General features: G+C 53.4%; 14 protein-coding genes, 1 tRNA gene and 2 rRNA genes. 4 read left to right on the forward strand and 13 right to left on the reverse strand.

The features are described 5' to 3' along the window. The first annotated feature begins 4 nt into the window (after nucleotides 1-4). From rrf (ACWWFX_RS07915) to rrf (ACWWFX_RS07925), 3 genes are all read left to right on the forward strand, one after another. Nucleotides 5-120, forward strand: a 5S ribosomal RNA gene (gene rrf / locus ACWWFX_RS07915). Nucleotides 121-134: 14 nt separating this feature from the next. Then, a tRNA-Thr gene (locus ACWWFX_RS07920) sits at nucleotides 135-210 on the forward strand. A gap of 39 nt (nucleotides 211-249) precedes the next feature. After that, nucleotides 250-365: ribosomal RNA gene (gene rrf, locus ACWWFX_RS07925) — 5S ribosomal RNA — on the forward strand. Nucleotides 366-467: 102 nt separating this feature from the next. Here rrf (ACWWFX_RS07925) and ACWWFX_RS07930 read toward each other — a convergent pair. The 7 genes from ACWWFX_RS07930 to ACWWFX_RS07960 form a co-directional block, all read right to left on the reverse strand. Beyond that, the gene (locus tag ACWWFX_RS07930) at nucleotides 468-1,226 is read right to left on the reverse strand and encodes an amino acid ABC transporter ATP-binding protein (protein WP_473223550.1); all 759 of its coding nucleotides are present in this window, start codon (nucleotides 1,224-1,226) and stop codon (nucleotides 468-470) included. A 7-nt stretch (nucleotides 1,227-1,233) separates the two neighbouring features. Then, the gene (locus ACWWFX_RS07935; RefSeq protein ID WP_473223659.1) at nucleotides 1,234-2,337 is read right to left on the reverse strand and encodes an amino acid ABC transporter permease; all 1,104 of its coding nucleotides are present in this window, start codon (nucleotides 2,335-2,337) and stop codon (nucleotides 1,234-1,236) included. Nucleotides 2,338-2,346: 9 nt separating this feature from the next. Beyond that, nucleotides 2,347-3,528 carry an amino acid ABC transporter permease gene (locus ACWWFX_RS07940; protein ID WP_231826072.1) on the reverse strand — a complete coding sequence of 394 codons (1,182 nt, stop codon included), beginning with the start codon at nucleotides 3,526-3,528 and terminating at the stop codon, nucleotides 2,347-2,349. A 63-nt stretch (nucleotides 3,529-3,591) separates the two neighbouring features. Further along, entirely contained in the window at nucleotides 3,592-4,617 is a 1,026-nt protein-coding gene (locus tag ACWWFX_RS07945) for an amino acid ABC transporter substrate-binding protein (protein WP_015962766.1), read from the reverse strand. A 448-nt stretch (nucleotides 4,618-5,065) separates the two neighbouring features. Then, the gene (locus tag ACWWFX_RS07950; RefSeq protein ID WP_015962767.1) at nucleotides 5,066-5,287 is read right to left on the reverse strand and encodes a lipoprotein; all 222 of its coding nucleotides are present in this window, start codon (nucleotides 5,285-5,287) and stop codon (nucleotides 5,066-5,068) included. Between the two features lie 251 nt (nucleotides 5,288-5,538). Then, entirely contained in the window at nucleotides 5,539-8,652 is a 3,114-nt protein-coding gene (locus ACWWFX_RS07955; RefSeq protein WP_473223551.1) for an efflux RND transporter permease subunit, read from the reverse strand. A gap of 14 nt (nucleotides 8,653-8,666) precedes the next feature. After that, nucleotides 8,667-9,824, reverse strand: a complete 1,158-nt coding sequence (locus ACWWFX_RS07960) for an efflux RND transporter periplasmic adaptor subunit (RefSeq protein WP_473223552.1) — start codon at nucleotides 9,822-9,824, stop codon at nucleotides 8,667-8,669. 377 nt (nucleotides 9,825-10,201) lie between these two features. Here ACWWFX_RS07960 and envR point away from each other — a divergent pair, with 377 nt between their 5' ends. Further along, the gene (gene envR / locus ACWWFX_RS07965) at nucleotides 10,202-10,858 is read left to right on the forward strand and encodes an acrEF/envCD operon transcriptional regulator (protein ID WP_473223553.1); all 657 of its coding nucleotides are present in this window, start codon (nucleotides 10,202-10,204) and stop codon (nucleotides 10,856-10,858) included. Nucleotides 10,859-10,901: 43 nt separating this feature from the next. On the opposite strand, the gene ACWWFX_RS07970 is transcribed toward envR, so the two are convergent. The 6 genes from ACWWFX_RS07970 to ACWWFX_RS07995 form a co-directional block, all read right to left on the reverse strand. Further along, complete coding sequence (locus ACWWFX_RS07970; protein ID WP_149464046.1) at nucleotides 10,902-11,066, reverse strand: DUF2556 family protein; 165 nt, start codon at nucleotides 11,064-11,066, stop codon at nucleotides 10,902-10,904. Nucleotides 11,067-11,212: 146 nt separating this feature from the next. Then, nucleotides 11,213-11,509, reverse strand: coding sequence for a DNA-binding transcriptional regulator Fis (fis, locus tag ACWWFX_RS07975; RefSeq protein WP_000462905.1), 297 nt, complete (start codon nucleotides 11,507-11,509; stop codon nucleotides 11,213-11,215). A gap of 24 nt (nucleotides 11,510-11,533) precedes the next feature. After that, nucleotides 11,534-12,499 (reverse strand): tRNA dihydrouridine synthase DusB, encoded by a 966-nt coding sequence (dusB, locus tag ACWWFX_RS07980; RefSeq protein WP_473223554.1) that lies wholly within the window; start codon nucleotides 12,497-12,499, stop codon nucleotides 11,534-11,536. Nucleotides 12,500-12,858: 359 nt separating this feature from the next. Beyond that, entirely contained in the window at nucleotides 12,859-13,740 is an 882-nt protein-coding gene (gene prmA / locus ACWWFX_RS07985) for a 50S ribosomal protein L11 methyltransferase (protein ID WP_015962773.1), read from the reverse strand. A gap of 11 nt (nucleotides 13,741-13,751) precedes the next feature. After that, complete coding sequence (gene panF / locus ACWWFX_RS07990; protein WP_473223555.1) at nucleotides 13,752-15,203, reverse strand: sodium/pantothenate symporter; 1,452 nt, start codon at nucleotides 15,201-15,203, stop codon at nucleotides 13,752-13,754. Continuing rightward, nucleotides 15,193-15,435, reverse strand: a complete 243-nt coding sequence (locus tag ACWWFX_RS07995; RefSeq protein ID WP_149464043.1) for a YhdT family protein — start codon at nucleotides 15,433-15,435, stop codon at nucleotides 15,193-15,195. The genes panF and ACWWFX_RS07995 overlap by 11 nt, the downstream gene beginning before the upstream one ends. Between the last annotated feature and the right edge of the window lie 77 nt (nucleotides 15,436-15,512).

Below are 15,512 nucleotides of genomic sequence, written 5' to 3' on the forward strand. Positions count from 1 at the left end.
TTTGCCTGGCGGCACTAGCGCGGTGGTCCCACCTGACCCCATGCCGAACTCAGAAGTGAAACGCCGTAGCGCCGATGGTAGTGTGGGGTCTCCCCATGCGAGAGTAGGGAACTGCCAGGCATCAAATTTAGCGTGCTGATATGGCTCAGTTGGTAGAGCGCACCCTTGGTAAGGGTGAGGTCCCCAGTTCGACTCTGGGTATCAGCACCACTTTTTCGGTTAAAGTTCGGCAGATTAGAAAAGAATTTGTCTGGCGGCAGTAGCGCGGTGGTCCCACCTGACCCCATGCCGAACTCAGAAGTGAAACGCCGTAGCGCCGATGGTAGTGTGGGGTCTCCCCATGCGAGAGTAGGGAACTGCCAGACATCAAATTAAGCAAAAGGCCATCCAAAAGGATGGCCTTTTTGCGTTGTGGCGAAAAAACATGCCGGATAGAGGCTGCGCCTTATCCGGCCTAAAAATACCAATTAATGGATTACCTGCGATAAAAATGCGCGTGTACGCTCGGATTTCGGGTGTGCAAAAAACTCATCCGGCGCGGCCTGCTCAACAATCTCTCCGCGATCCATAAATATCACCCGATCAGCGACGGTACGCGCGAAACCCATCTCATGCGTGACACACAGCATCGTCATACCCGACTGCGCCAGTCCAATCATCGTATCCAGCACCTCTTTAACCATCTCCGGATCGAGCGCCGATGTCGGTTCATCAAACAGCATAATCTTGGGTTTCATGCACAGAGAACGGGCAATCGCGACACGCTGCTGCTGCCCGCCGGAAATTTGCCCGGGAAACTTATGTGCATGCTCGGCAATTCTCACGCGTTCAAGATAATGCATCGCCAGCGCTTCTGCCTCTTTCTTTGGCATTTTATGCACCCAAATGGGCGCTAGCGTACAGTTTTGCAGAACGGTCAGATGCGGGAATAAATTAAAGTGCTGGAACACCATGCCCACTTCCTGGCGTACTTTCTCAATATTACGCAGATCGTCGTTCAGCTCGATCCCATCGACAATAATCCGTCCTTGCTGATGTTCCTCCAGGTGGTTGATACAGCGAATAGTCGTTGATTTCCCGGAGCCCGAAGGACCGCATAATACAATACGCTCACCTGGCCTCACGCTCAGATTAATGTCTTTTAAAACATGGAATTGCCCGTACCACTTATTCACATTTTCCAGCGTAATCATCGCGTCGGCGGGCTGCATCAAAATTTGGCTCATAGATTCCTCAGTGCGGTGTACGCCCGGTGTGGAAGCGCTTTTCCAGGTACTGGCTATAGCGCGACATGCTAAAACAGAAGATCCAGTAGATCAGTGCAGCGAAGACATATCCTTCGGTCGACATCCCCAGCCAGGCGGGATCGACGGTCGCTTGTTGTACGCTGCTGAAGAGATCAAACAGACCGATGATGATCACCAGGCTGGTATCCTTAAACAACGCAATGATGGTGTTTACCAGACCCGGAATCACCAGTTTCAGCGCCTGTGGAAGAATGACCAGTCCCTGCATCCTCCAGTAACCCAGCGCCAGCGACTCCGCCGCTTCATATTGCCCCTTTGGCAGCGCCTGAAGCCCGCCGCGTACCACTTCCGCGACGTAGGCTGACTGGAACAGGATCACACCGACCAACGCGCGAATCAGCTTATCGATACTGGTGCCTTCCGCCATAAAGAGCGGCAGCATGACCGAAGACATAAACAGAACCGTAATAAGCGGCACTCCGCGCCAAAACTCGATAAAAATTACCGACAGAATACGCACTACCGGCATCGTCGAGCGTCGGCCTAACGCAAGGAGGATCCCGAGCGGCAGTGCCCCCGCGATGCCAACTGAGGCGATAATCAGCGTCAGCGTCAACCCGCCCCACTGGCGCGTCTCGACGCGATCCAGTCCGAAAATCCCGCCGTACAGTAGCCCCCAAACAATCAGCGGGTAGATAACCGCCCAGCCAGCAATGTAGCGCCCGCGCTGTGGCAGGTTGCGCCAGAACATCAGCGCAATGGAGAACAGGCCAATCAGCAACGCCAGATTAATTCGCCAGCGCTGATCGTGCGGATAGAGGCCATACATAAACTGACCAAAACGTTGGTGGATAAACACCCAACACGCCCCGGCTTTCGTACAATCGGCGCGTGTCGTGCCAACCCAGTTGGCCTGCAAAAATGCCCAGTTCAGCAGCGGCGGAATTAACTGCCACATCAGCCACAGACAGAACAGCGTAAGCAGGCTATTCAGCCAGCTGGAGAACAGGTTTTTGCGCATCCAGACCAGCGGTCGCCAGGATGAAGCTGGCGTGGGCGGGACCGGATGCGATAACAGTGCTTTTGTCATCATGGCTCCTTAACGCTCGACCAGGGCGATGCGGCGGTTATAGAGGTTCATCAGCAGGGAGATCGTCAGGCTGATAATCAGGTAAACCGACATAGTAATGGCGATGGTTTCAATCGCCTGTCCGGTCTGGTTGAGTACCGTTCCGGCAAACAGAGACACCATATCGGGATAACCAATCGCTGCCGCTAAAGAGGAGTTCTTCACAATATTCAGATACTGGCTGGTGAGCGGCGGAATGATGACCCGCAGCGCCTGCGGGATGATCACCTGGCGCAGCGTGACCGGATTCGGCAGACCCAGTGAACGCGCCGCTTCGTGCTGACCATAGGGCACTGCCTGAATACCCGCACGAATAATTTCCGCGATAAACGCCGACGTATACACAGAGAGCGCCAGGGTGAGCGCTGCCAGCTCCGGGATAAGCGCCATGCCACCGCGGAAGTTAAACCCACGCAGTTCGGGCACATCCCAGTGTAATGCCGCGCCAAACAGCGCGTGAGCCAGAAGCGGTAAGCCAATAATGAGTGCCAGCGAAGCAGGCCAGGTACGGCGGAGTTGCCCCGTTTTGATCTGACGTAATGTGTTATAGCGATACAGCCCGATGGAGACGGCGATGGCGACAATAATGGCCGCCAGAAACGCCAGCAGCCCTTCCCCTAACTGCGGTGCAGGAATATAAAGCCCACGATTGCTGAGAAACAGCAGGTCAAAGGCGTTAACCGCTTGACGCGGCCCCGGCAGGTTGCGCAGTACGGCAAAGTACCAGAAGAAGATTTGCAGCAGCGGGGGAATATTACGGAACGTCTCGATGTAGATCGTAGAGAGTTTGCGCAGCAACCAGTTATCCGACAAACGCGCCAGCCCGAGGAAAAAACCGAGTATCGAGGCGAAGACAATACAGAGGGCTGAAACCAGCAGTGTGTTCAGCAGCCCGACCAGAAACACCCGGCCATAGGTATCACCCTGCTGATAATCAATGAGATGTTGGACGATACCAAACCCGGCGCTGCGATCGAGAAAAGCGAAGCCTGAGGTGATACCGCGGTTATTCAGGTTGGTAATCGTGTTGTGTATCAAATAGATGGCAATAGCGACAAGCGTCACTACGGCGATAATTTGAAACAGCCAGGCACGAACCGTGGGGTTAGAAAAGGAGAGGGCTCCCTTTACGGTTGGGTGACGATGGCGCATAAAAAACCTCAGAACCAGAACGAAAATGTGGGCGCCGCAGCGCAGCGCCCGTTACTGCCGTGCTTAGCGTACTGGCGGAGCGTACTGAATCCCGCCGTTGTTCCAGAGGTTGTTTTGCCCGCGTTTGATCTTCAGCGGGCTTTCCGATCCGACATTGCGCTCGAAGATCTCGCCGTAGTTGCCGACCTGTTTCACAATGTTGTAAGCCCATTTGTTATCGAGCTTAAGATCCTTACCGTAATCACCCTCTTTGCCTAACAGGTGCGCCATATCCGGCGTAGCAGGGCTGGCCGCTTTCTCGTCGACGTTCTTCGAGTTGATACCCATCTCTTCGGCGTTCAGCATGGCGAAAAGCGTCCAGCGAACGACGGAGAACCATTCGTCATCTCCACGGCGCACAACCGGCCCGAGCGGCTCTTTTGAGATAACCTCAGGCAGTACAATCCACTCCGCCGGGTTACCCAGCTTGATGCGCAGTGCATAAAGTTGTGACTGATCAGAGGCCAGCGTATCGCAGCGGCCTGACTCCAGGGCTTTTGCCGATTCATCAGAGCGGTCAAAGGTCACCGGTGTGTACTTCATGTTGTTGGCTTTGAAGTAGTCGGCCACGTTCAGTTCCGTATCGGTGCCTGCCTGGATACAAACCGTCGCACCATCCAGCTCTTTCGCGCTTTTCAGGTCGGCTTTGTTATGGGTCAGGAAGCCAATGCCGTCGTAATAGGTTACGCCGGTGAACGACATACCCATGCCAGCATCGCGCGAGGAGGTCCAGGTGGTATTACGGGAGAGCAGGTCCACTTCACCCGATTGCAGCGCAGTGAAGCGTTCTTTGGCAGTGAGCGGGGTATATTTTACTTTGCTGGCATCACCAAAGACGGCTGCAGCGACCCCGCGACAGACATCTACGTCGATACCGCTAAATTTGCCATCGGCATCGGCGTAAGAGAAACCGGGCAGGCCGTCACTGATCCCACACTGGACGAACCCCTTTTTCTTAACTGCATCAAATGTGGTACCTGCATGTGCCTGATTCACAACCGCAAACAGCGCGCCGGCAGCGGCGAGGCTGGCTATCATTATCTTTTTCATAATGCATCCTGTGTGGCGGAAAATTATCGTTATAAGTGACGTTTGGGAAACGCCTGAACCTGTCTGTCGTGATGGCTCTACTTTTTACTAAGCAAAGGTAGTGCCAGGTTTGCGCGAGGTAGTTACAGCGCAATATGTCTGAGTGTAGACAGGAAAAAATAAAATCAGCGCCCCGAAATAGTGCGAAATTACAACGTAAGCCACATTTTGGCGCAAAATATTTTCTTTTTAATGGCAACAGTTCGCTAACAGTTTTGGCCGTGAATATAAGCAAACTGTAGGATGAATTGAATATGTGAAAATCAACACGAATAATTGCAACGCAGCAATATTTAAGACAGCAGGATGTGATTAACTTCTATATGTATTTATTTATATAACGGCGGGAGCGTAAAAAAATTGCACCACAGTAAGGCAAACGCGCGGCCAGGGCCGCGCGCGGAAAGCATTATTTGGACAGGGCGATGATCCCCATCGTCAGGCCAGCCACGGCGGCAGTCCCCACAGCGACGGCGCCGGCAGTCTCCCAGTTATCCTGAGTGGTGCCTTTCATGCAGGTATTGGTATGAACCAGACGTCCCTGGTCATCATAGACCGGTACGCAGGGAGAATCGTGAGCACAACCTGCCAGCAGCGCGGTAAGCAGTGCGACAGAAATTAATCTTTTCATGGTGTTACCTCAATAATCACGCCTTCGTTTAATAAGTTAAATCCCTTATTAACGAGCTCGAGGCTATTTTATCACTGGCGATAAAAAGACCATCGTGCGGAATAATGTCAATTCATGTGAATTGTAAAAATAATGAAGAGAGAAGAATTTTATAGATTGGTTTTAAGAAAGAACGAATCACTATCTTATTAATTATTATAGCCTTCGGACTGCATAAAAAAGGCGTCCGAAGACGCCTTTATGTTTCAGCCTTACTCGTCTTTACCTTTGAAGCGACGACGAATCACCACAAAGAAGACGGGAACGAAGAAGATGGCTAACAATGTCGCGGAAACCATCCCGCCCATCACACCAATACCCACCGCATTCTGCGCGCCGCTCCCGGCGCCGTTGCTGATTGCCAGCGGCAATACGCCGAGGATAAACGCGAGCGATGTCATCAGGATAGGACGCAGACGCATTCGCACCGACATCAACATTGCTTCGATGATGCCTTTGCCCTCTTTCTCCATCAAATCTTTGGCAAACTCCACGATCAGAATGGCGTTCTTAGCCGAGAGACCAATGGTGGTGAGCAGGCCAACCATAAAGTAGACGTCATTTTTCTGGCCAAAGAGCGTGGCAGCCAACAACACGCCGACGATCCCCAGCGGTACAACCAGCATCACAGAGAATGGAATCGACCAGCTCTCGTAGAGCGCGGCCAGGCAGAGGAAGACGATGACGAAAGAGATGCCGATCAGGGCCGGTGCCTGGTTACCTGACAGCCGCTCCTGGTAGGACATCCCCGTCCAGTCGTAACCAATGCCCACTGGCAGCGTCGACGCTAAATGCTCCATCAGCGCCATTGCTTCACCGGTACTTTTACCCGGGGCGGATTCGCCCTGAATTTCCATTGAAGGCAGCCCGTTATAACGCTCCAGACGTGGGGAACCGTGAGACCAGTGCGCCGAGCTGAAGGTGGAGAACGGCACCATTTCGCCACTGGCGCTACGTACGTACAGATTATTGATATCTTCCGGCAGCATGCGGTACTTCGCATCGGCCTGCACGTAGACTTTTTTCACGCGTCCCCGGTCAATAAAGTCGTTAACGTAATAACCGCCCAGCGAGGCCGAAATGGTTTCGTTGATGTCTGAAAGCGATACGCCCAGCGCCTGCGCCTTTTCCTGATCGACATCGAGCTTAAACTGTACCGTGTCTTCCAGGCCGTTAGGTCGTACGCCTTCCAGGACATCCGGGTGCTGCATCGTTTTGCCCAGCAATTCGTTACGCGCGGCCGTCAATGCCTGATGGCCGAGCCCGCCCTTGTCGATAAGTTCAAAGTCGAAGCCGGTGGCCGTACCCAGCTCAAGAATGGGTGGCATGTTAAAGCCGCGCACAAAGCCATCGGTAATCTGTTCGAATGCCGCATTGGCGCGGCTCAAAATGGCGGTAACCTTCGACTCTTTCCCTTCACGCTGCTCCCAGGGTTTCAGGCTGACAAACGCCATCCCCGCGTTTTGCGCCTGGCCGCTAAAGCTGAAGCCGTTCACGGTAAACACGCTTTCGACATCCGCTTTTTCGTTGTTCAGGTAATAATGCGTTACCTGATCGAGCACTTTTTGCGTACGTTCCTGCGTCGCTCCCGCGGGAAGTTGCACGATGGTCATGAAGACCCCCTGGTCTTCATCGGGCAGGAAAGAGGTGGGCAGCCGTAAGGCGAGTATCACCATCCCGACCACAATCAGAACAAAGATCAGCAGGTAACGACCGGTTGAACCCAGAATCCGGCTCACGCTGTCGGTATAATGCCCTACGCTTCGTTCGAACAGATTGTTAAACCAGCCAAAGAAACCGCCTCTGTGGGCATGCTGCTCTGGCGACATCGGTTTCAGGATGGTGGCGCATAGCGCCGGGGTCAGAATTAATGCAACCAGCACCGACAGCGCCATCGCCGAGACGATGGTGATGGAAAACTGACGATAAATCGCCCCGGTAGAGCCACCAAAGAAGGCCATCGGGATAAATACCGCCGACAGCACCATGGCGATCCCGACCAGCGCACCCTGAATTTGTGACATCGATTTTTCTGTCGCTTCCTTTGGCGGCAGATGTTCTTCAGCCATTACGCGCTCGACGTTCTCCACCACCACGATGGCATCATCGACCAGCAGGCCGATGGCGAGCACCATCCCAAACATTGTCAGGGTGTTAATGGAGTAACCGAAGGCGGACAGAATGGCGAACGTCCCCAGTAGCACAACTGGCACGGCAATCGTCGGGATAAGTGTCGCACGGATGTTCTGTAAGAACAGATACATCACGAGGAAGACCAGTACGATCGCTTCGAACAGAGTCTTCACCACCTCATTGATGGAGATTTTGACAAACGGTGTGGTGTCGTACGGGTAAACCACTTTCATCCCCTGCGGGAAGAAAGGCTGTAGCTCTGCCAGCTTCTCTTTAATGGCTTTCGCTGTATCCAGTGCATTGGCGCCCGTCGCCAGCTTGATACCGAGACCTGATGCCGGGTTGCCGTTAATCCGCGCCACCACGTTGTAGTTTTCACCGCCAAGCTCGATGCGCGCGACATCTTTCAGATGCACCACGGAGCCGTCAGTATTAACGCGCAGCGTAACGTTCCCGAACTCAACCGGATCTTTCAGACGCGTTTGCGCAATGATAGAGGCGTTAAGCTGTTGCCCCGGTAACGCAGGCGTTCCGCCAAGCTGACCGGCGGCAATCTGGTCGTTCTGCACTTTCAGTTGGTTAATAACATCTACCGGCGTAAGGCGATATTTGTTTAGCAGGTTGGCGTCCAGCCAGATGCGCATGGCGTACTGTGCACCGAACAGCTGTACATCGCCCACGCCGTTAAGGCGGCTGATGGTGTCCTTAACGTTAGATGCCACATAGTCAGAAATATCATCCTGAGTGGTGGCGGGGTTGTCGGAGACAAAACCAGCCACCATGAGGAAGCTGCTGCTCGACTTCTCAACGCTGATCCCCTGTTGCTGCACTTCCTGCGGCAGCAACGGCGTGGCGAGCTGGAGCTTGTTCTGCACCTGCACCTGCGCGATATCCGGGTCGGTTCCCGACTGGAAGGTCAGGGTGATCGTCACGCTTCCTGCGGAGTCGCTGGTGGATGACATGTACATCAGGTTATCGATGCCGTTCATGTTCTGTTCGATAACCTGCGTCACCGTATCCTGCACAGTTTGCGCATCTGCGCCCGGATAGTTAGCGGAAACGGAGACTGCCGGTGGCGCGATGGTGGGATACTGCGCAACCGGCAGCTGTAAAATCGCCAGCCCGCCGGCCATCATCAGAATGATAGCCAGCACCCAGGCGAAAATCGGACGCTTGATAAAAAAGTTAGCCATTTCGTAGGGATACCTTACTGCGCCGCTGGCGGGGTTGATTCATCGCTAACGGCGATGACCTTCGCGCCGGGATGCACTTTCTGTAAACCGCTGACAATCACCTTGTCGCCCGTTTTCAGCCCGTCGCTAATCAACCATTGGTCGCCAATGGCCTGTGTGGCGATGACGTTGCGGGTTTCGGCGGTGCTTTCGTTGTTTACGACCAGTACGGTGGAATCACCGCGCGGCGTACGCGTGACGCCCTGTTGCGGCACCAGCATGGCATCTGGCTGCACGCCTTCATCGACGCGGGCCCGCACAAACATTCCGGGCAGCAATGTGTGCTGCGGGTTCGGGAAGACGGCGCGCAGAGTAATAGAACCGGTGCTTTCATCGACGGTGACGTCGGAGAACTGCAGGGTGCCTTTCAGCGGATAAGGCTGGCCATTCTCCATCAGCAACTCCACATTGCTGGCGGTATTCTCTTTTTGCAGATTACCCTGCTCGACGGACTGTTTCAGGCGCATAAAGTCGCTGCTGGACTGTGTTACGTCGACATAGATAGGGTCTAACTGTTGTACGGTTGCCAGCTCGGTGGTTTGCCCGTTTGTCACCAGCGCGCCTTCCGTCACATTGGATTTACCAATACGTCCGCTGATGGGTGACGTGACTTTGGTATAAGCCAGATTGATACGCGCGCTCTCCACCGATGCTTTGGCGGCAACGACCACCGCATCCGCCTGACGCGCGTCGGCAATGGCCTGGTCATACTCTTGCTGGCTGATGTATTTGGTTCCCACCAGCGGTACATAACGTTTCACCGTCAGGTGGGCAATCTGCGCGGCAGCTTCACTTTTCCCCAGTTCGGCCTTCGCGCTGTCGTAATCAGCCTGATAGGTTGCCGGGTCAATCTGGTACAGCGATTGCCCCGCTTCAACGTCGCTGCCTTCCGTGAAGTGGCGTTGCAGGATGATGCCGCTGACCTGCGGGCGTACCTGGGCGATGCGGAATGCAGATGTACGGCCCGGCAGTTCAGTGGTCACCGACAGCGGCGCCGTTTTTACAATGTGAACGGTAACCTGCGGTTGCTGGGGCTGGGCTTGCTTCCCATCCTGATCGTTACAACCGGCAAGTAACGTAGCCGAAAGGATGATGAAGGTGGGCAGGAGTGAAAACCTGGCGTATTTCGTCATTGCAGTTCCTTATAAACTGAAGCTCGCTATTTACCGTTGCGGGGTAATAGAGAAAACAGAGACCGAGAAAATAAATAGTTTGCTATCCTACAAATAATAAGGTGGCTATGTAAGTAATAGTTATTTATTCACCGTTCGAAAGGCACGCAAACATAAAAGAGAGATAAGATAAGTGTGTTTTTTATTGGCGGAGTGTTTCTAAATATAACGTAACGCCGTGGGCTGTAATTACATATGATTGATGAATATAATAATATTAATTTATTTATTGTGATTATATTTGTTGTCACCACGGTTTTTAATTCTTCAGGATGAATTAAAGATAAAATAGTGTCATTATCGTCATATTCATCTTTTCTTCTATGCAGGGTTACGCCATGGCGAAAAAAACCAAAGCAGAGGCGCTTAAAACCCGCCAGCTTCTGCTCGAAACGGCGATCGCGCAGTTTGCTGCGCGTGGCGTGACCAATACCACGCTGAACGATATCGCCGATGCCGCCCAGGTCACACGTGGCGCCATCTACTGGCACTTTGAGAACAAAGTACAGCTGTTCAATGAAATCTGGCTCCAGCAACCGGCACTGAGCGAACTGATCACCCTTGACCTTACCGCAGAGTGGCAGAACAACCCACTCAGGTTGATGCGTGAAAAACTTATACTGGGATTGCAATATATTGCGACTAATCCCCGTCAGCGGGCATTAATGCAAATTCTGTATCATAAATGTGAATTCCACGAAGAAATGCTTTCGGAACAATATATTCGTGAAAAGATTGGATTCAGCCATCCGCAGATGCGTAGCTTATTGATTCAGGCCATCGCGCAAGGGCAGCTCTCGCCCAGTCTGGACTTAGACGTAATATTAATCATTCTGCATGGTTGTTTTAGCGGGATTGTTAAAAACTGGTTGATGAATCAGTCGCATTACGATTTATTCTCGCAAGCCCCCGCGCTGGTGGATAATACGTTACGTATGCTGGCAAGTAATTATAATGTTGATGAATACATTGTGCCGGAAGGAATTGCAGGATAATACCGTCGTAAGCGATTATCCTGCGTGTTACGCGTAATCAGGCTTACTCCAGTTCGCTACAGTTCACCAGCTTTAACGGATTGACCGAGTTCATGTTTCTACACTTGTCCGTTTCCGTTGCCAGCAGCTCTATCCACTGCATCACCACCGCATCGAAGAAGAACATAAACAGCGCGAAAACGACAAGCCAACCGTATTTGCGAATCATGAGCCAACCCTGGTATTGGTAACGTGAATGGCAGCAATATACACGAAAATGAAGGGCAGGAAAGCGGGGGAAGAGCGGTTTTACAGACAATAAAAAAGGCGCGTCCCCATGCCGAGTAGCGCCTTTTTATCCGTCATGAATGAAACTTAGTTCATGCCGTATTTTTTCAGTTTTTTACGCAGCGTACCGCGGTTGATCCCCATCATGAGAGCAGCACGGGTTTGGTTACCGCGGGTGTATTGCATCACCATGTCCAACAGGGGCTGTTCTACTTCAGCCAGTACCAGCTCATACAGATCATTAACATCCTGACCATTCAGTTGAGCAAAATAGTTCTTCAGTGCCTGTTTAACCGAGTCACGCAGGGGCTTTTGAGTTACCTGATCCTGAGAGTTAACGGTTGAAACGGTCAGTACGTCAGAATTTACGCGTTGTTCGAACATAGTTCTGTCAGCTCTTTATTTCTATTACGCAAAATTTTCGAAGTATGCCTCCAACGCCTCCAGCTGTTCGCTGGCATCCTCAATGGCGTTGAATGTGCGCCGAAACTGGTCATCTGGAGCGTGCTCCTGGAGATACCAGGAGACGTGTTTGCGTGCAATTCGGTACCCTTTTGCCTGACCATAAAAGTCGTGCAACTCCCGAACATGCGCACAAAGTAAGCGCTTAATCTCTGCCAGAGGCAGAGGGGGCAGCAGCTCCCCAGTGTCCAGATAATGCTGGATTTCCCGAAAGATCCAGGGTCTTCCCTGAGCTGCGCGGCCTATCATCAGGGCATCAGCCCCCGTATAGTCCAGTACAGCTCTGGCTTTAAGCGGGTCAGTAATGTCGCCATTCGCGATAACCGGAATGGAAACTTTCTGCTTAACTGCCCGAATACTGTCGTACTCAGCTTCACCATTAAACAAACAGGCGCGTGTGCGTCCGTGAATCGTCAGGGCCTGAATGCCACAATCTTCAGCCAGTTGGGCAATTTCTTCACAGTTACGGTGCTCAGGAGCCCTGCCAGTGCGAATTTTGAGTGTTACGGGAACGTCCACTGCCTTCACGACCGCGGTCAGGATAGACTGCACCTGGTCCGGATACTGCAGTAGGGCTGAGCCCGCGAGCTTGCGATTCACTTTCTTTGCTGGACAGCCCATATTGATATCAATAATTTGGGCGCCGCTTTCCACATTAATGCGTGCGGCCCATGCCATCTCTTCAGGATCGCTACCGGCGATTTGCACGGTTCGGATACCTGGTTCATCAACGTGCACCATCCGTAAGCGAGACTTATCACTCTCCCAAACCTGCGGGTTAGAGGACATCATCTCGGAAACGGTTAAACCTGCTCCCATCTCATAGCACAGCGTCCGGAATGGTCTGTCAGTGATGCCAGCCATTGGCGCTGCGATCAGGCGATTTCTGAGCTGATAGTGTCCGATGCGCATGAGTTAAGAAATGACCATACTGTGACTGCAAGGCGGCGTATATTACGCATTTTTTGGACGAGATGAAAGGCCAAACTTTGAGCAATCAGATGTTGTAGATCAATGAATCGCAGCTCAAAGGATAGTCAAAAAATAAATGTCTTTAATAATCATGAAATTAATTCGAGATGGATATTTTGTGCTCAACGATAAAAAGGTAAAACTTCTCGTTTTTTCTTACTTCTCATCGGGCAATCACGACACAAAACGCTGTTTTTATGAGCAAAAAGAGGGTGCTATAGTGCGATCTGGATCGCATTTATTGCCATTGTCAGCAGGAATGAGGGGGAGCAGGCGGCCCGGACAGGCCGCCTGAAGGCTTACTTCTTACGGCCGGTGATGCGGCACCATTCTTCTTTCTCGACCACCGCGTCGAGGTCGAAAAGGTCAGCGTAAGCTTCGCATACGCTTTCCGCCTGGCTGGCCAGAATACCGGAAAGGCCCAGCAGGCCGCCTGTAACGGGCAGCACGCTGATTAACGGGGCCAGCTCGCGTAACGGGCCGGCGAGGATGTTAGCGACCACCACATCCGCTTTCATGGCGTCTGGCTGGTCTTGCGGCAGATAAAGCTCCAGACGCTCAGAGACACCGTTACGTTCGGCGTTATCGCGGCTGGCCTGAATTGCCTGCGGGTCGATATCAATACCGATGGCTTTTGCCGCGCCGAGCTTCAACGCCGCGATGGCCAGAATGCCGGAGCCGCAGCCGAAATCGATAACGGTTTTGCCCGCCAAATCGAGCCCGTCGAGCCACTGCAAGCACAGGGAGGTTGTCGGGTGTGTCCCGGTACCAAACGCCAGGCCAGGGTCGAGCATCACGTTAACCGCGTTAGCATCCGGCACATCACGCCAGCTTGGGCAAATCCACAGGCGCTCGCCGAAACGCATCGGGTGGAAGTTATCCATCCACTCGCGTTCCCAGTCTTTGTCTTCCAGTTGCTCGATTTTATGGGCAAAACCGGCGCCCAGTAGCGGATGCAGTTCCAGGGCGGCAACCACCTCTTTCATGTCGGTTTCTGCGTCGAACAGGCCGATAACGTCCGTATCGCCCCACAGACGGGTTTCGCCCGGCAGCGGCTCAAATACCGGTGTATCGTGGGTGTCCTGGAAGGTGATGGAGACGGCGCCCGTTTCCATCAGCGCATCGCTTAAGTCCTCAGCGTTCGCGCCGCTGGTGTTCAGTTTCAGTTGGATCCATGGCATGGCAAAACTCTTTATTTATCAGTAGACAGTACGACAGTTTGTGGTGCGGATGAACCGAAACGGTTCCCGACCAAAAACGCCAGCAAACTCAGCAGTAACGAAGGCACAATCGGGTGGAAGCCCAGGTACTGAATATTAAACGTCGCGAGTACGGCATACAGCACGCCGCCCACGATCATCGCGCTCAGCGCGCCTGAGGCGTTAGCGCGTTCCCAGTAAAGCCCCAGCACCAGCGGCCACAGGAACACGGCTTCCAGGCCGCCAAAGGCCAGCAGATTCAGCCAGATGATCATCTCAGGTGGACGCCATGCCGCCAGCAGCAGCAGCGCGCCCAGAATCAGGGTAATCGCCGCCGACATCCGCTTCAGGCGTCGCTCATTCTGCAACTGCTCCGGGCGCAGATTCAGGTAGAGATCTTTAATGATCGTAGCGGAACTTTGCAGTAACTGGGCGTTGATCGTCGACATAATGGCGGCCATCGGTGCGGCAAGGAAGATCCCGGCGGCGAACGGCGGCAGCACTTTAACCATCAGCGTGGGGATAACCAAATCCGGCACGGTTAAGTCCGGGATCACCGCGCGCCCCAGCGCGCCGGCCAGGTGCATACCAAACATCAGGATGGCGACAACGATGGTGCCGATGATAATCCCGCGGTGCACGGCTTTACTGTCTTTGTAGGAGATGCAGCGCACTGCCGTGTGCGGCAGGCCAATCACCCCGAAGCACACCAGCACCCAGAATGAAGTCATAAAGGTTGGCGACAGGATATCTTCCGCGCCTTCCGGGCTGACCAGTTTCGGGTCAATGGTTTGCAGTGTTTCAACCGCATTTGTCAGGCCGCCCGCCGCGTGAACGATACCGACCAGCAGCACGATGGTGCCAACCAGCATCACCAGCCCCTGCATTGTGTCGTTGAGTACGCTGGCGCGGAAGCCGCCAAAAGCGGTATAGAGCGCAATACTGATGCCGAAAATCAGCAGGCCGGTTTCGTAAGGAATTCCCGCTGCCGTTTCCAGCAGACGCGCACCGCCGATGAACTGCACGGTCATTGCGCCGACGAATGCGATAAGCAGACTCAGGCTTGCCAGCCACACCAGCAGGCGGCTTTGATAACGGGCAAACAGCATATCGTTGAGCGTGACGGCATTATAGCGTCGCGCCAGAATGGCGAATTTCTTGCCCAGAATCCCCAGCGACAGCCAGACAGCAGGCAGCTGAATCATCGCCAGCAGTACCCAGCCGAGGCCATATTTATACGCCGCACCCGGCCCGCCAATAAACGAGCTGGCGCTGATATAGGTGGCCGTGAGCGTCATCGCCAGCACAATCCCGCCCATCGAGCGGCTACCGAGGAAGTACTCGTTGAGGAATGTCCCCGTGGTCCGTTTGCGCATTGCGTAAACCGACAGGCCAAATACCACCACCAGGTAGGCGATAAGCGGAAGAATCACTTCAAGCTGCATCGTCATCCTCCAGCGGAATATCGCGGTAAATCAGTTTCACCATTGCCCAGCACAGCACAATAAAAATCAGCGGGACCAGCAGACAGGCCATCTCAAACCAGTGCGGCAGGCCGGTAACACCGATTGCCGAATCAGGTAAGTAAGCAGCCACTAACCACGCAGCAAGATAAAGAAGGGTCAGCCACAGCGCCCAGCGCGCCTCTTTATGGGCCTGAACAAAACGCGTGTCCATTTTTTGTCCCTTGTGGATGAAGAAAGCGGGGATTGTACATGAGGGCGAGCGGGAGGGGAAAAAACAAAAGGCCGGAA

It is taken from the genome of Pseudocitrobacter sp. 2023LY-00077 (assembly GCF_055796175.1).

Excerpts from the sequence above, each read along its gene's own strand:
- ACWWFX_RS07930 (WP_473223550.1), bottom strand. The coding sequence starts at position 1,226 with ATGAGCCAAATTTTGATGCAGCCCGCCGACGCGATGATTACGCTGGAA.
- ACWWFX_RS07935 (WP_473223659.1), bottom strand. The coding sequence starts at position 2,337 with ATGACAAAAGCACTGTTATCGCATCCGGTCCCGCCCACGCCAGCTTCA.
- ACWWFX_RS07940 (WP_231826072.1), bottom strand. The coding sequence starts at position 3,528 with ATGCGCCATCGTCACCCAACCGTAAAGGGAGCCCTCTCCTTTTCTAAC.
- ACWWFX_RS07945 (WP_015962766.1), bottom strand. The coding sequence starts at position 4,617 with ATGAAAAAGATAATGATAGCCAGCCTCGCCGCTGCCGGCGCGCTGTTT.
- ACWWFX_RS07950 (WP_015962767.1), bottom strand. The coding sequence starts at position 5,287 with ATGAAAAGATTAATTTCTGTCGCACTGCTTACCGCGCTGCTGGCAGGT.
- ACWWFX_RS07955 (WP_473223551.1), bottom strand. The coding sequence starts at position 8,652 with ATGGCTAACTTTTTTATCAAGCGTCCGATTTTCGCCTGGGTGCTGGCT.
- ACWWFX_RS07960 (WP_473223552.1), bottom strand. The coding sequence starts at position 9,824 with ATGACGAAATACGCCAGGTTTTCACTCCTGCCCACCTTCATCATCCTT.
- envR (WP_473223553.1), top strand. The coding sequence starts at position 10,202 with ATGGCGAAAAAAACCAAAGCAGAGGCGCTTAAAACCCGCCAGCTTCTG.
- ACWWFX_RS07970 (WP_149464046.1), bottom strand. The coding sequence starts at position 11,066 with ATGATTCGCAAATACGGTTGGCTTGTCGTTTTCGCGCTGTTTATGTTC.
- fis (WP_000462905.1), bottom strand. The coding sequence starts at position 11,509 with ATGTTCGAACAACGCGTAAATTCTGACGTACTGACCGTTTCAACCGTT.
- dusB (WP_473223554.1), bottom strand. The coding sequence starts at position 12,499 with ATGCGCATCGGACACTATCAGCTCAGAAATCGCCTGATCGCAGCGCCA.
- prmA (WP_015962773.1), bottom strand. The coding sequence starts at position 13,740 with ATGCCATGGATCCAACTGAAACTGAACACCAGCGGCGCGAACGCTGAG.
- panF (WP_473223555.1), bottom strand. The coding sequence starts at position 15,203 with ATGCAGCTTGAAGTGATTCTTCCGCTTATCGCCTACCTGGTGGTGGTA.
- ACWWFX_RS07995 (WP_149464043.1), bottom strand. The coding sequence starts at position 15,435 with ATGGACACGCGTTTTGTTCAGGCCCATAAAGAGGCGCGCTGGGCGCTG.